Raw genomic sequence first — 15,910 nt, 5'->3', positions numbered from 1 at the left:
AGTTTTTGATTCCAACTATTTACATAATCAGAATTCTTTTTTATATCTCTGATCTTGGATCGAATTGAACGAATTACTTGAATTTGTTCATGACTTTCGTTTGTCTACTCGTCACGCTTACATGATTGTGTTTTCTTAAAGAACTTTTGCCGCTTCAACTTCCGTATCCGCTATATTCCGATGGCATTGCGCCGTCTTTATCTTTTTTGTTTTTCCCTTCGTTTCCGTTGGGACTGCAAAGGTAGAAATCTTTTTTGAACTTCCAAAAACTTTTTGAAGTTTTTTTTTCTTTTCCCTTTTTTTCGATTTCCGCGTTTAAAATAAACTGAGCGGGATTTTAAATCCTGACAGGCTTCTCTTAAACCCTTCTTTTTTCATGGCTCCTTCTCTCGAAGTAACCGTCCCTCCCTTGCGGAGTGGTGCAAAGATAGGGAGTTTACTAACAAACTTCCAAGCCTTTTGTTTATTATTTTTTAATATTAAAGTTAACTAACTGTAACATTGAACGATTCATTTAAGACAGCTATGCTTTAAACCGTCCTATCAGGTAAAATTAACCAATTAAACGGCCAAGCTGCTTGCTATAAATTTCAGTTCGCCCCCTTCCTTAACAAGCAATTTCACCGCTAAAAAAGCAAGCTAAATATATTTTACGACCTTCTTCAATATCATATAAGGTCGTTATCGAAACAAAAAAGGTCCAGACGAATGTCTGGACCTTCCTATATAAAATAATCGAGTAACGATTAATCTTCTTCTTTCGAAGCCAACAATTGATCGTACTCCTCGCGAGAGCCCACGATTAAATTGCTGTATTGACGGATACCTGTACCAGAAGGGATCAAGTGACCAACAATTACGTTTTCTTTCAAACCTAATAAGTTATCACGTTTACCTGCGATAGCAGCCTCGTTCAACACTTTTGTAGTCTCTTGGAAAGAGGCAGCAGAGATGAACGATTTCGTACCCAATGAAGCTCTGGTAATACCTTGCAACAATGGACTTGAAGTCGCCGGAATTGCTTCACGAACTTCAACAAGTTTTAAGTCACGACGTTTCAGACTAGAGTTCTCTTCTCTCAACTTACGTAAAGAAACAATTTGTCCCGGACGTAAATTATTAGAGTCCCCTGCATCAACAACAACTTTCTTGTCAAACAAAGAATCATTTTCTTCCATGAAATCCCATTTGTTAACCGCTTCTTTTTCTAAGAAACGCGTATCTCCTGGATCTTCGATGTTAACTTTTTGCATCATTTGGTGAACGATCGTCTCGAAGTGTTTATCATTGATCTTCACACCTTGCAGACGGTATACCTCTTGGATACCATTCACAATGTAATGTTGCACTGCTGATGGACCTTTGATCGACAAGATATCCGCAGGAGAGATCGAACCATCTGATAATGGCATACCAGCTTTCACAAAGTCATTATCCTGAACAAGGATATGCTTAGAAAGAGGTACCAAGTATTTCTTGATTTGACCATCACGAGACTCGATAGACATCTCACGGTTACCACGTTTCACACCACCCAATGTTACCACACCGTCGATTTCTGTTACAACAGCAGGGTTAGAAGGGTTACGTGCTTCGAATAACTCCGTTACACGCGGTAGACCACCTGTGATATCTCGCGTTTTACCCGTAGAACGAGGGATTTTAACAAGGATACCACCTTCTTTTACTGTTACACCATTAGCAACTGCAACGTGAGCGCCTACTGGGATATTGTAGGTACGAATAACCTCGCCCGATTTATCAAGAATCTTGATGGATGGGTTTTTCGTTTTATCACGTGTTTCAATAATTACCTTCTCTTTGTGACCAGTTTGCTCATCTGACTCTTCACGGAAGGTAACCCCTTCGATGATTGCATCAAATTCAACTTTACCGGCAAATTCAGAAATAATTACTGCATTATATGGATCCCATTCCACCAATTTATCACCTTTAGCTACTGTACCGCCATCCTCAACGAACAACTGTGAACCATAAGGGATATTTTGTTGGAATACAATTTTATTATGTGCATCGATAATCTTAACCTCACCAGAACGTCCTAAGACTACCTGATGTGTACCATTATCATTTGTTTGCGAAACAGTACGTACGTTTTCAAATTCGATTTTACCATCGTATTTAGAAATGATACTTGAATCAGCAGCAATGTTCGATGCCGTACCACCCACGTGGAATGTACGAAGTGTTAACTGTGTACCCGGCTCACCAATTGATTGAGCGGCGATAACACCCACAGCTTCACCTAACTGAACACGCTTACCTGACGCCAAGTTGCGTCCGTAACAACAAGCACAAACACCACGCTTAGACTCACAAGTTAATACCGTACGAATCTCAATTCCTTCGATACCTGCTTTTTCGATAGTTTCAGCAATTTCCTCAGTGATATCTTCATTTGCGGAAACGATCAATTCGTCAGTATCCGGATGAAGAACATCATGCAATGGCGTACGACCCAAAATACGATCGAACAATGGCTCAACAACATCGTCATTATCTTTCAATGCTGTTGTATAAATACCACGTAAACCACCACAATCTTGTTCCACAACGATCATATCTTGCGCTACGTCATGTAAACGACGGGTCAAGTACCCCGCATCCGCTGTTTTCAATGCTGTATCGGCAAGACCTTTACGCGCACCGTGTGTAGAGATAAAGTATTCCAATACGGACAAACCTTCTTTAAAGTTTGACAAGATCGGGTTTTCGATAATCTCACCACCAGAAGTACCTGATTTTTGGGGTTTCGCCATCAAACCACGCATACCACATAACTGACGGATCTGCTCTTTCGAACCACGGGCTCCAGAATCCAACATCATGTAAACTGAGTTGAAACCTTGATTATCATTCGAAAGAATATCCATAACGTGCGCCGTCAATCTGTTGTTGATACGCGTCCAGATATCGATGATTTGGTTGTAACGTTCGTTGTTTGTAATGAAACCCATGTTATAGTTGTTCATTACTTCTTCAACCTCGTTAGTTGCTTGTTGAATCAATTCAGCTTTCGCAGCAGGAATGTTCAAATCTTCCAAGTTGAAAGAAAGACCACCTTTGAAGGCTGTTTGATATCCCAATTCTTTCATATCATCCAAGAACTGTGCTGCACGGGCCATACCCGTAGTCTTCACAATTTCACCGATGATATTACGCAACGATTTTTTAGTAAGCAATTCATTGACAAAACCCATTTCATCAGGAACAACTTGGTTGAAGATCACGCGACCTACTGTTGTTTCTAACAAGGTATCAACGATGCTACCATCTTTTTGTCTAACTTTTGTTTTTACTTTAATCCAGGCATGAAGGTCAATTTGCTTCTCATTTAAAGCGATGATAACCTCTTCAGCCGAATAGAAAGTCATATCTTGACCTCTTACGGTGTGATCGCCAGCAGTTCTACGGCCTTTAGTAATATAGTAAAGACCCAATACCATGTCTTGAGATGGTACTGTGATTGGAGAACCATTCGCAGGGTTTAAGATATTGTGCGCACCTAACATCAAGATTTGGGCTTCCAAAACTGCAGCATTACCAAGAGGTAAGTGGACTGCCATCTGGTCACCGTCAAAATCGGCGTTGAACGCTGTACACACTAATGGGTGTAATTGAATAGCTTTACCCTCTACTAATGTAGGTTGGAAAGCCTGAATACCCAAACGGTGAAGCGTAGGTGCACGGTTTAGTAATACAGGGTGACCTTTCAATACATTTTCAAGGATATCCCATACCACAGGATCTTTACGATCCACAATTTTCTTAGCTGATTTTACTGTTTTTACAATACCACGCTCGATCATCTTACGGATGATAAACGGTTTGTAAAGTTCAGCAGCCATATCTTTAGGAAGACCACACTCGTGTAATTTCAAGTGAGGACCTACAACAATTACTGAACGAGCCGAATAATCCACACGCTTACCTAACAAGTTTTGACGGAAACGACCTTGTTTACCTTTCAAAATATCAGATAAAGACTTCAATGCACGGTTACCTTCTGTCTTAACAGCGTTCACTTTACGTGAGTTGTCAAACAAAGAGTCTACCGCTTCTTGAAGCATACGTTTTTCGTTACGTAAGATTACTTCAGGAGCCTTGATTTCGATCAAACGTTTTAGACGGTTGTTACGGATAATCACACGACGGTATAAGTCATTCAAATCCGAAGTCGCAAAACGACCACCATCCAAAGGCACTAAAGGACGCAATTCAGGTGGAATGATTGGAACGATTTTCACAATCATCCATTCTGGACGATTCTCGATATTTTCACGTGAACTACGGAAAGCTTCAACCACATGAAGGCGTTTTAACGCTTCATTTTTACGTTGTTGCGAAGTTTCGTTAGCAGCTTGGTGACGTAAATCGTATGACAATTGATCCAAATCAATACGTTTCAACAAATCTTCCAATGCCTCAGCACCCATCTTAGCAACGAATTTTTGAGGATCGTTATCGTCTAAATATTGATTTTCTTTTGGTAGGGTATCTAAAATATCTAAATATTCTTCTTCAGTCAAGAAGTCCATAAAGTTGATACCATCTTCTTCCTTAATACCAGCTTGGATAACCACATAACGTTCGTAGTAAATGATCATATCCAATTTCTTGGTAGGAAGTCCCAATAAATAACCAATTTTATTAGGAAGAGAACGGAAATACCAAATGTGCGCAACAGGAACTACCAAGTTGATATGTCCCATACGCTCACGACGTACCTTTTTCTCTGTTACTTCAACACCACAACGGTCACACACAATACCTTTATAACGGATACGTTTGTATTTACCACAGTGACATTCGTAATCCTTTACAGGACCGAAAATACGCTCACAGAATAAACCGTCACGTTCCGGTTTGTAGGTACGATAGTTAATCGTTTCCGGTTTTGTAACTTCACCACTTGAGCGTTCCAAAATAGTTTCTGGAGAAGCCAAGCTGATCGTAATCGAAGTGAAGTTGCTTTTAATTTTATTATCTTTTTTGTAAGACATACTTATTCAAAAGTTAAAGCTTTATAAAGAAGCTTTGAAGGACTGAGCCCTTCAAAGCCCTAATTGCTTAATTAATCCAATGTGATATCTAGACCCAATCCACGTAGCTCGTGTACCAATACGTTGAACGATTCTGGTACCGATGGTGTCGGAAGGTTGTTACCTTTTACGATAGCCTCGTAAGTTTTGGCACGACCAACCACGTCATCCGATTTCACAGTCAAGATTTCTTGAAGGATGTTAGATGCACCGAATGCTTCCAATGCCCAAACCTCCATCTCACCGAAACGTTGACCACCGAATTGCGCTTTACCACCTAGAGGTTGTTGTGTGATCAATGAGTACGGACCGATTGAACGTGCGTGCATTTTATCATCAACCATGTGACCTAATTTCAACATGTAGATTACACCCACTGTCGTTGGTTGATCGAAACGGTCACCCGTCAATCCGTTGTACAAATATGTACGTCCTGATTTCGGTAAACCAGCTTTCGCAACCCAATCCTGTACCTGATCCATTTCAGCACCATCAAAGATAGGTGTAGCAAATTTCACACCTAATTTTTGACCAGCCCAGCCCAATACGGTTTCGTAGATCTGTCCCAAGTTCATCCGTGAAGGTACCCCGAGTGGGTTCAACACGATATCAACTGGTGTACCATCTTCTAAGAATGGCATATCCTCATCACGTACAATACGTGCAACGATACCTTTGTTACCGTGACGACCGGCCATCTTATCCCCTACTTTCAACTTACGTTTTTTAGCAACGTAAACCTTAGCCATCTGCACAATTCCTGATGGAAGTTCATCACCGACAGATACTGCGAATTTATCACGTTTGAACGAACCTAACTCTTCATTAATTTTAATGTTGTAATTATGAAGGGCCATTTTGACCAACTCGTTTTTATCTTCGTCAGTTGTCCATCCCATTGGGTTGATGTTGTTGTAATCTAATTCAGCTAGAATTTTTTGTGTAAACTTAGCTCCCTTAGCAACCAACAACTCTTTATAGACATTGTATACCCCTTGGCTAGTTTTACCATTCACTACAGTGAATAATTTTTCAACCAAGCGGTCTTTCAATGATTTAACTGCTCTATCGTGAGCAACCTCTAGTTTCTCTAAAGTTTTACGTTCAACCTCTTTAGACATTTTCTTCGCACGCGAGAATAACTTCGTATCGATAACAACACCTTTTAATGAAGGCGGAGTTTTCAATGAAGCATCTTTCACGTCACCAGCTTTGTCACCGAAGATTGCACGTAACAATTTCTCTTCTGGAGAAGGATCAGATTCACCTTTAGGTGTGATTTTACCAATTAAGATATCACCGCCACCAACTTCAGCTCCGATACGGATAATACCGTTTTCGTCCAAATCTTTTGTCGCTTCTTCAGATACGTTAGGAATATCAGCTGTTAACTCTTCTTCACCACGTTTCGTATCACGAACTTCAAGTTCGAATTCTTCAATGTGAAGAGAAGTAAACCAGTCTTCTTTCGCTACACGCTCAGAAATTACGATCGCATCCTCAAAGTTATATCCTTGCCAAGGCATGAACGCTACTTTCAAGTTACGACCTAATGCCAATTCACCATTTTCAGTCGCATAACCTTCACATAACACCTGTCCTGGTTCAACTCGTTGACCTTTCTTAACGATAGGCTTCAAGTTCATACATGTATTTTGGTTGGTTTTCTTGAATTTGATCAATTTATACGTTTTGACATCATCATCAAATGATACAAGACGATCATCGTCGTTTCTGTCGTAACGGATCTTGATTTCATCAGCATCTACATACTCTACTACACCATGACCTTCCGCATTGATCAATGTACGTGAATCTTTCGCAACACGACCTTCAAGACCAGTACCTACGATAGGAGCTTGCGGACGCAATACAGGCACGGCCTGACGTTGCATGTTCGATCCCATCAATGCACGGTTGGCATCATCGTGCTCCAAGAAAGGAATCAATGAAGCCGCAATAGATGTAATTTGGTTTGGAGCAACGTCCATATAATCAAGCATATTAGGCTCGATAATTGGGAAGTCACCCTCATATCTGGCTTTCACTTTCGCATCTTCGAAATTACCTTTGTCATCATACAAAGCATTCGCTTGTGCGATTGTTTTACCATCTTCATCCTCGGCAGATAAATATACGACCGGCTCATCAACCACAACAACCCCATCTTTTACCTTACGGTAAGGAGTCTCGATAAATCCTAAGTGGTTAATTTTCGCATGTACAGCCAATGAGGAGATCAAACCGATGTTTGGACCCTCAGGAGTTTCAATTGTACAAAGACGACCGTAGTGTGTGTAGTGAACGTCACGAACTTCGAAACCTGCACGCTCACGAGAAAGACCACCTGGACCTAAAGCTGACAAACGACGCTTGTGTGTAATTTCAGCAAGAGGGTTAGTTTGGTCCATGAACTGCGACAACTGGTTCGTACCGAAGAACGAATTGATTACAGACGAAAGTGTACGTGCATTAATCAAATCAGTTGGCGTAAACACCTCATTATCACGGATATTCATACGCTCACGGATTGTACGGGCCATACGCGATAGACCTACACCAAATTGAGCATATAATTGTTCACCTACAGTACGTACACGACGGTTTGACAAGTGGTCAATATCATCTACTTCGGCTTTAGAGTTGATCAAATTGATCAAATACTTCACAATTGCGATGATATCCTCACGGGTTAATACTTTCGTATCATCCGGAGTGCCCAACTTCAATTTACGATTGATACGGTAACGACCTACATCACCCAAATCATAACGTTTGTCAGAGAAGAATAAACGATCGATGATACCACGAGCAGTTTCCTCATCTGGTGGTTCAGCGTTACGCAATTGACGATAGATATGCTCTACCGCTTCTTTTTCTGAGTTGGACGTATCTTTTTGTAAAGTGTTATATATAATAGAATAGTCTGCATTGTTTGACTCATCATCTTTCGCTAAGATAATCGACTTAACGCCAGCTTCGATGATCAAATCAATGTGATCTTCTTCTAGAACAGTTTCACGCTCAAGGATAATTTCGTTACGGTCGATAGATACTACTTCACCTGTATCCTCATCCACGAAATCTTCTACCCATTTTTTCAATACCCTAGCCGCAAGACGACGACCAACATATTTTTTAAGACCAGATTTACTAACTTTTACTTCATCCGCTAAATCGAACAATTCCAAGATATCTTTATCCGAATCGTAACCGATAGCACGCAATAAGGTAGTCACTGGGAATTTCTTTTTACGGTCGATATACGCATACATGACGTTGTTTACGTCAGTTGCAAACTCGATCCAAGATCCTTTGAAAGGAATTACCCTTGCAGAATAAAGTTTAGTACCATTTGTGTGTCTACTTTGACCAAAGAAAACGCCTGGTGAACGGTGTAATTGCGATACGATGACACGCTCTGCACCATTTACCACGAAAGTACCTTTAGGAGTCATATAAGGGATAGTCCCTAAATATACATCCTGAACAATAGTTTCGAAATCTTCGTGTTCTTCATCATTACAAGATAACTTTAACTTAGCCTTTAAAGGAACGCTATAAGTCAAGCCGCGCTCGATACACTCTTGGATATCATAACGTGGTGGATCAATGAAATAATCCAAAAACTCTAGCACAAAAATGTTTCTTGAATCAGAAATAGGGAAGTTTTCCGAGAATACCTTGAACAGCCCTTCCTGATGGCGGTTGTCAGAAGTAGTTTCTAATTGAAAAAACTCCTTGAAAGATTCCAATTGCACATCTAAGAAATCTGGATATTCCAATACTTTCTTACTTGTTGCAAAGTTTATTCTTTCTTGTTGAATATTATTGTTTGCCAAGGGAATATGAATTTTAGTTTTAAAAAAACTGCGCTTACATTTATGCTGTAAACCACGTGTCCACTGTGCCCAGCATATACACAGCATAGTGGCGTATTGATATAAATAGGAATAGACTCTGACGAAAAATCGTCAGAGTCTAAACCTTTTCGGGCTAATTAGTTGAGATTATTTAATCTCAACAACAGCACCAGCTTCTTCTAATTGTTTTTTCAAAGCTTCTGCTTCGTCTTTAGATACACCAGCTTTTAATTCTTTAGGTGCTCCGTCAACTAAATCTTTAGCTTCTTTCAAGCCTAATCCAGCTAAATCTTTAACCAATTTAACTACAGCTAATTTTTGACCACCAGCTTCTTTCAAGATAACGTCAAATGAAGTTTTCTCTTCAGCAGCAGCAGCACCACCTTCAGCTGGAGCAGCAGCTACAGCAACAGCAGCAGCAGCAGGCTCGATGCCATACTCGTCTTTTAAGATATCAGCTAATTCTTTAACTTCTTTTACTGTTAAGTTAACTAACTGTTCAGCAAGTTGTTTTAAATCTGCCATTTTATTTTGAATTTTTGAATGTACTTTATAAAAATTGTTAATTAAATTGTAACGAATGTTTCTGTTCTAGAGGATTCGTTAACCTCTTTCTTCTAAAGCTTTTACTAAACCTGCAACAGTATTTCCTCCTGATTGAAGAGCTGAAATAACATTTTTCGCAGGAGATTCCAAGGCTGCGATAACATCCGCAATAAGCTCGTTTTTAGATTTAAGATTAACTAATGCAGTTAATTGATTATCTCCAACGAATGCAGTTGCTTCAATGAAAGCCGCTTTTAACAACGGTTTTTCACCTGATTTACGCAATTCTTTGATTAATTTCGCAGGTGCGTTAGCGACTTCTGAAAACATCATTGTAGACGCTCCTTTAAGCGTTCCAAAGATTTCTTCTTCATCAACACCAGCTTCGATTAATGCTTTCTTGATTAAAGTGTTTTTTACAGCTTTAATTTCGATGCCTTGTTCAAAACATTTACGACGAATGTTATTCACTTTTTCAACTGACAACTCAGCAGTATCGGTAATATAGAAGTTACCGTAAGATTTAATCTGTTCGGCCAAAGCTAGAACAATTTCTTGTTTTTCTTCTTTTCTCATGATTAAATACCTGCTACTGATTTAGTCTCAATATGAATACCAGGACTCATAGTTGAGGAAATGTGAATACTTTTAAAGTAAGTTCCTTTAGCTGCAGATGGTTTCAAACGAGCTAGAGTTTGTAATACCTCTAGTGCGTTATCATATATCTTATCTGCATCGAACGACGCTTTACCAATAGAAGTATGGATGATACCGGTTTTGTCAACTTTGAAATCGATCTTACCACCTTTTACATCTGTTACAGCTTTACCAACTTCTGTTGTAACTGTACCAGTTTTAGGGTTAGGCATCAAGTTTCTTGGACCTAAAATACGACCCAATTTACCAACTTTAGCCATAACACTAGGCATAGTAATAATGATATCAACGTCAGTCCAACCACCTTCAATTTTGCTGATGTAATCATCTAAACCTACGTAGTCTGCACCTGCCGCTTTAGCTTCTTCTTCCTTATCAGGAGTACATAAAACTAATACACGAACAGTTTTACCAGTACCGTGAGGTAATGTTGCAATACCACGAACCATTTGATTTGCTTTACGAGGATCTACGCCCAAACGAACGTCGATATCCACAGAAGCATCAAATTTGGTCAATGAGATTTCTTTAACTAAAGCCGAAGCTTCTTTCAAAGAGTATGCTTTACCAGCTTCAATTTTGGATAGTGCCGCTTTTTGATTTTTTGTTAATCTAGCCACTTTTCTTAAATTGATTTCTTAATTAATTGTTCCAAGGAGCATTACCTGATACAGTAATACCCATACTACGTGCTGTACCAGCTACCATTCTCATAGCAGCCTCTACAGTAAATGCATTTAAATCAGGCATTTTATCTTTAGCGATTGTCTCAACTTGTTCCCAAGTGATAGCCGCAACTTTTTTACGGTTAGGCTCGCCAGATCCACTTTTTAATTTAGCAGCGTCTTTCAACTGAACTGCTACCGGTGGAGTCTTGATGATAAAATCGAATGATTTATCAGCGTAAACTGTAATGACAACAGGTAATACTTGACCTGGTTTGTCTTGCGTACGAGCGTTAAACTGCTTACAGAAATCCATAATATTCACACCTTTAGCACCTAATGCAGGTCCTACTGGAGGTGAAGGATTCGCAGCTCCGCCCTTAACTTGTAATTTTACTAACGCACTGACTTCTTTTGCCATTTTGTTTTGAATTTAATTTTGTTAAATGTCTGTTAGTAAGTTGGAAGCAAATAACGTAACATTCATCGGCCAGGACGTAACACCCCAACCGAGGTGCAAAGTTAATAAGAAGATTTGAATCCTGCAAGTATCTAACTTTTAATTTTTCAGGAATTTATGTTTTTTTTATCCCTACCTAGACCCGACATCCTATTACAAAAAAATAATCTTAGCACTTTTCTAAAAATTAAGGCTAAAAAAATCGGTTTTAACGAAGTCACATCAGCTCTACTGCCTTTTAATAATCTTCAACACCTTATCCAATACCGGATCTTTCCCTTTGAATACATCATCAACATTTCGTACAATGGAAACATCCGGCATAACACCCCGTCCAGCTTCGCTTACATGATAATAAGGCTTCACGTCCATTAAGCCAAAGCGCCACCTTAAATGGGAGTTTGGCAGTTTCAGTACAGGAAGAACTCCCGCAACAGTACCACTAGCAGCCCCGCCAGTCTCTTCACCAAAGAAAACAGCACGTTTCCCAACTTTCAGATTTGTAGCAATCAAACTCGCTGCAGAAAAAGTCCCGCCATCGATCAATACAAATAAATCACCGCGATAGCGATTCGCCTTTGATTTTTCAATTTTGCTTCCCGTAAGATGGGTATAATTTATACCATCTTTGGAAAACGTCTTTGCCCAAGATACTACAGCACTTGGTATAATAAATGGTGATAAAACGGGATAAGACCAGCCTGGCAATCCTTTTACCTGATAAAATGGCAAGTTGAACTTTGAGCTGATCACTGCCGGCTGAACAAACTGGAATTTATCCGCTTCTACCAGATAGCTATATAGTTCACGAACATCGGACAAACGTCCGCCCAGATTGCCACGAAGATCCAAGATCAGGTATTGAACCGAATTAAGCTCCAGTCGATCAAAAATCCTTCTATAGGCTTCTTTTGGACGCCCATAGGAAAAATCGACCACCTTCAATAAAGCAATACTGCTATCGCCTTTGACAGGGAAAGAGAGCTGTTTGCTCATTCTTTTTAGATTGGTATTATAGCCGAATATCTTGCGCTGCTTTTTCGTATCGGACTTCTTTTCGATTTGCTTATCCTTCTTTTCCGAAGGCTTTTTATTCGGTTTTTCCGTAGCCGCATGGTTTGTCCCGACCTTTCCCTTCTGTTCAGGTGCTTCAAATCTTCTGACAACAAACCGCTCATACGTACTATCAGCACGAGAAAACACCACAGCAATAGAATCTCGATACCCCAATTCCAATTGGTAATACCGCGGTAATAAACGTTCAAAAGCCTGATCTATAAATGTTGTATTATACCCATCCGAGGTAAAGGTTGGGCGATATTTTGTGTACAAATTTTGTGGCTGTATCCCTTCAATAGCTAGAATTTTTGAACCGACAATCAGCGTTGAATCTGCCGTTCCATTTTTTGAAAGATACAATGTATTTTCTTGCCAATGAAATCCCAATTGTGAGAAGGGGCCCTTACTTTTTTGGTAACGTACTTTATCCTTACCTTTCGGGTCAAATTTGGAAATAAGTGGGCTAAAGGTCATATGTCCCTGCCGAACTTGAGACAGAACAGCTGCTAATGCCAGCTGAAACTGGTTGGGCAGTAAGGGTTGACGGATCGTAGAACGGAGGCTATCAAACTTAGTCTTTAATTGATCTTCCCCTATATACAAAAAAAGGTCCGGATGCATTTTCCATAAGTTACGCTCAACATAGTTGATATCTTGCTGCATAGCTTCCACTGCCAGGGGAGTCTCGATAAATCGATTATACTTCTCGACATTTGCACAGCTCAGCAATGTCAGCACATAAAACAATGCGAATAGATAAATACCTGGCCTTTTCATTTATGGTAAGATACAAAAAAAAGCCTTCCAATTTTCATGAAAAGCTTTTCTCTATCGTTAATTACTAATCTTACTCTTTTTCTACTTGCATGTAGTTCAGTTCAAGTGGAGTCTTACGACCGAAGACTTTCACCATGACGATTAATTTCTTTTTATCTTCGTGGACTTCTTCGATCTCTCCAGTAAATCCGTTGAAAGGACCATCGTTTACTTTCACTGTTTCACCCACATAGTAAGGAACGTTAATGGTTTCACCTTGTTCTGCCATTTCATCCACTTTACCTAAGATACGATTCACTTCTGCTTGGCGTAAAGGGACAGCATTACCAGCTTTATCTCCCAAGAAACCAATGACGCTATTGATATTTTTGATGATGTGCTCCAACTCACCGTCAAGAGCTGCTTCCAATAAAACATAACCAGGGTAGTAGTTACGTTCTTTAGCAACTTTCTTTCCATCGCGCATCAAGTAGTATTTTTCCATTGGAATCAACACCTGAGGAATCAAGTGCTCAATACCTAAACGGCTAACTTCGGCATCAATATATTGCTTTACTTTCTTTTCTTTACCACTTACAGCACGAACTACGTACCACTTTAAACCTTGATCTGCCATAAATAAATACGATTGAAAAATTAAGAAGCAATACCGTACAAGAATTCTAACCCTACACTTGAAGCTTTATCCATTACAAAGACAACCAATGCAATAAGAAGAGACGCAACAAGCACAATAACAGCTGAACTTTGTAACTGAGACCATGTAGGCCAAGTCACTTTCTCAGTGATCTCTACATAAGAGTCTTTAAAAAAATCAAGTACTTTTGCCATTTTAGTTTATCTGTTTTTATAAGCACGGGCACCAGGACTCGAACCCAGACCAAAGGTTTTGGAGACCTTCGTTCTACCTTTAAACTATGCCCGTGTATTTCTTATTTTGTGATGCAAATATAGTGTTTTAAACCACTTTCTGCAAATCTTTTTTTACTTTTTTTTATTTTAATCCGATAAATCGCTTATCGAAAAAATAAGCTAATCAACCTCAGTCGATTAGCTTATTCTATGTGATTCTGAATCTTTATTAAAGACTAGATAATTTCAGTTACCTGACCAGCACCTACTGTACGACCACCCTCACGGATAGCGAAACGTAGACCTTTTTCCATTGCAATAGCAGAAATTAATTTCACGCTGATTGTAACGTTATCACCTGGCATAACCATTTCAGTACCTTCTGGTAAAGAGATCTCTCCAGTTACGTCAGTTGTACGGAAATAGAATTGAGGACGGTATTTGTTGAAGAATGGAGTGTGACGACCACCTTCAGCTTTTGACAATACGTAAACCTCAGCTTTGAAATGATCGTGCGGAGTTACTGAACCTGGTTTACAGATAACCATACCACGTTTGATATCAGTTTTCTCAATACCACGTAACAATAAACCCACGTTATCACCAGCCTCACCGTAATCTAAGATTTTACGGAACATCTCAACACCTGTTACTGTAGATTTCAAGTTCTCAGCACCCATACCTAAGATCTCAACTGGATCACCAGAGTTGATTACACCTCTTTCGATACGACCTGTAGCAACTGTACCACGACCTGTGATCGAGAATACGTCTTCTACTGGCATCAAGAAAGGTAAATCAGTCAAACGTGGAGGAATTGGAATGTAGTTATCTACAGCATCCATTAATTCCATGATTTTCTCAACCCACTCAGGCTCACCGTTCAATGCACCTAAAGCAGAACCTTTGATTACAGGGATATCATCACCAGGGAATTCGTAGAATGATAATAACTCACGAACTTCCATTTCAACTAAGTCTAACAACTCAGGGTCATCAACTAAGTCAGTTTTGTTCATGAATACTACTAACGCAGGAACACCTACTTGGCGAGCCAACAAGATGTGCTCACGAGTTTGAGGCATAGGACCATCAGTCGCAGCAACTACGATGATAGCACCGTCCATTTGAGCAGCACCAGTTACCATGTTCTTAACGTAGTCAGCGTGACCTGGACAGTCAACGTGTGCATAGTGACGGTTAGCTGTAGAATATTCTACGTGTGCAGTATTGATTGTGATACCACGCTCTTTTTCTTCAGGAGCAGAGTCAATTGAATCAAATGAACGAGCTTCTGACAAACCTTTATCAGCCAATACTTTAGTGATAGCAGCTGTAGTTGTAGTTTTACCGTGGTCAACGTGACCGATAGTACCAATGTTTAAGTGTGGTTTACTACGGTCAAATTTCTCTTTTGCCATGTTTATGCGAATTAGTAATTATAAATTATTTCTATTTGTTATATACTCTTGCTTAACTTTTACACAAGTACGAGCCAAAGATGGGATTTGAACCCACGACCTCTTCCTTACCAAGGAAGTGCTCTACCCCTGAGCTACTTCGGCTTACTAAAAAACCTTATTTACGTATTAATGCCCCCACCTTTAGATACATTATTATCAAAGAAGATAGAGACTAAATTTAATACTTGAAAAATTTGAGCGGAAGACGAGGTTCGAACTCGCGACCTATAGCTTGGAAGGCTATCGCTCTACCAACTGAGCTACTTCCGCTTAATAATTAGAAACTAGAGTAAATCTAACACCCTAATTAAAATAAAGTGTGGAGGGAGAAGGATTCGAACCTTCGAAGCCGAAGCAACGGATTTACAGTCCGTCCCATTTGACCGCTCTGGAACCCCTCCAGACCTGTAACTTTCGTTACATTTAGAGCCTCTTATCGGAATCGAACCAATGACCTACTGATTACAAGTCAGTTGCTCTACCAGCTGAGCTAAAGAGGCTTCTA

The 15,910-nt window shown here is 39.7% G+C and carries 10 protein-coding genes and 5 tRNA genes; all 15 read right to left on the bottom strand.

Features of this window, described 5'->3' with window-relative positions:
* Positions 1 to 746: 746 nt before the first annotated feature.
* Positions 747 to 5,024: a DNA-directed RNA polymerase subunit beta' gene (gene rpoC / locus B2O97_RS10770; protein WP_112373726.1), complete on the bottom strand. Its 4,278-nt coding sequence runs from the start codon at positions 5,022 to 5,024 to the stop codon at positions 747 to 749.
* A gap of 71 nt (positions 5,025 to 5,095) precedes the next feature.
* Positions 5,096 to 8,905 (bottom strand): DNA-directed RNA polymerase subunit beta, encoded by a 3,810-nt coding sequence (rpoB, locus tag B2O97_RS10765; protein ID WP_286767381.1) that lies wholly within the window; start codon positions 8,903 to 8,905, stop codon positions 5,096 to 5,098.
* 168 nt (positions 8,906 to 9,073) lie between these two features.
* Complete coding sequence (rplL, locus tag B2O97_RS10760) at positions 9,074 to 9,451, bottom strand: 50S ribosomal protein L7/L12 (RefSeq protein WP_002992785.1); 378 nt, start codon at positions 9,449 to 9,451, stop codon at positions 9,074 to 9,076.
* 78 nt (positions 9,452 to 9,529) lie between these two features.
* A complete protein-coding gene (gene rplJ / locus B2O97_RS10755; RefSeq protein ID WP_046672239.1) occupies positions 9,530 to 10,048 on the bottom strand; it encodes a 50S ribosomal protein L10 in 519 nt (172 codons plus the stop codon).
* 2 nt (positions 10,049 to 10,050) lie between these two features.
* The gene (gene rplA, locus B2O97_RS10750; protein WP_046672240.1) at positions 10,051 to 10,749 is read right to left on the bottom strand and encodes a 50S ribosomal protein L1; all 699 of its coding nucleotides are present in this window, start codon (positions 10,747 to 10,749) and stop codon (positions 10,051 to 10,053) included.
* Positions 10,750 to 10,771: 22 nt separating this feature from the next.
* Positions 10,772 to 11,215, bottom strand: coding sequence for a 50S ribosomal protein L11 (gene rplK / locus B2O97_RS10745; RefSeq protein ID WP_028072660.1), 444 nt, complete (start codon positions 11,213 to 11,215; stop codon positions 10,772 to 10,774).
* Positions 11,216 to 11,482: 267 nt separating this feature from the next.
* Entirely contained in the window at positions 11,483 to 13,090 is a 1,608-nt protein-coding gene (locus B2O97_RS10740; protein ID WP_286767380.1) for a S41 family peptidase, read from the bottom strand.
* A gap of 70 nt (positions 13,091 to 13,160) precedes the next feature.
* Positions 13,161 to 13,706 carry a transcription termination/antitermination protein NusG gene (nusG, locus tag B2O97_RS10735; RefSeq protein WP_046672242.1) on the bottom strand — a complete coding sequence of 182 codons (546 nt, stop codon included), beginning with the start codon at positions 13,704 to 13,706 and terminating at the stop codon, positions 13,161 to 13,163.
* Between the two features lie 20 nt (positions 13,707 to 13,726).
* Positions 13,727 to 13,921: a preprotein translocase subunit SecE gene (secE, locus tag B2O97_RS10730; protein WP_028072657.1), complete on the bottom strand. Its 195-nt coding sequence runs from the start codon at positions 13,919 to 13,921 to the stop codon at positions 13,727 to 13,729.
* A gap of 23 nt (positions 13,922 to 13,944) precedes the next feature.
* A tRNA-Trp gene (locus B2O97_RS10725) sits at positions 13,945 to 14,015 on the bottom strand.
* 163 nt (positions 14,016 to 14,178) lie between these two features.
* Positions 14,179 to 15,363 carry an elongation factor Tu gene (gene tuf / locus B2O97_RS10720; protein ID WP_075991174.1) on the bottom strand — a complete coding sequence of 395 codons (1,185 nt, stop codon included), beginning with the start codon at positions 15,361 to 15,363 and terminating at the stop codon, positions 14,179 to 14,181.
* Positions 15,364 to 15,435: 72 nt separating this feature from the next.
* Positions 15,436 to 15,507, bottom strand: a tRNA-Thr gene (locus B2O97_RS10715).
* Between the two features lie 95 nt (positions 15,508 to 15,602).
* Positions 15,603 to 15,675: transfer RNA gene (locus tag B2O97_RS10710), tRNA-Gly, on the bottom strand.
* 50 nt (positions 15,676 to 15,725) lie between these two features.
* Positions 15,726 to 15,806, bottom strand: a tRNA-Tyr gene (locus B2O97_RS10705).
* Positions 15,807 to 15,832: 26 nt separating this feature from the next.
* Positions 15,833 to 15,905 (bottom strand) — tRNA-Thr (locus B2O97_RS10700).
* Positions 15,906 to 15,910: the final 5 nt, after the last annotated feature.

This window comes from Sphingobacterium sp. UBA865 (assembly GCF_002295765.1).
Classification (GTDB): domain Bacteria; phylum Bacteroidota; class Bacteroidia; order Sphingobacteriales; family Sphingobacteriaceae; genus Sphingobacterium; species Sphingobacterium multivorum.
This window is presented reverse-complemented; position numbering and strand designations above follow the sequence as displayed.

What these genes read in the sequence shown, in the direction of transcription:
- tuf (WP_075991174.1), bottom strand. Translation starts at nt 15,363, where the DNA reads ATGGCAAAAGAGAAATTTGACCGTAGTAAACCACACTTAAACATTGGT.
- secE (WP_028072657.1), bottom strand. Translation starts at nt 13,921, where the DNA reads ATGGCAAAAGTACTTGATTTTTTTAAAGACTCTTATGTAGAGATCACT.
- rplK (WP_028072660.1), bottom strand. Translation starts at nt 11,215, where the DNA reads ATGGCAAAAGAAGTCAGTGCGTTAGTAAAATTACAAGTTAAGGGCGGA.
- nusG (WP_046672242.1), bottom strand. Translation starts at nt 13,706, where the DNA reads ATGGCAGATCAAGGTTTAAAGTGGTACGTAGTTCGTGCTGTAAGTGGT.
- rplJ (WP_046672239.1), bottom strand. Translation starts at nt 10,048, where the DNA reads ATGAGAAAAGAAGAAAAACAAGAAATTGTTCTAGCTTTGGCCGAACAG.
- B2O97_RS10740 (WP_286767380.1), bottom strand. Translation starts at nt 13,090, where the DNA reads ATGAAAAGGCCAGGTATTTATCTATTCGCATTGTTTTATGTGCTGACA.
- rpoC (WP_112373726.1), bottom strand. Translation starts at nt 5,024, where the DNA reads ATGTCTTACAAAAAAGATAATAAAATTAAAAGCAACTTCACTTCGATT.
- rplL (WP_002992785.1), bottom strand. Translation starts at nt 9,451, where the DNA reads ATGGCAGATTTAAAACAACTTGCTGAACAGTTAGTTAACTTAACAGTA.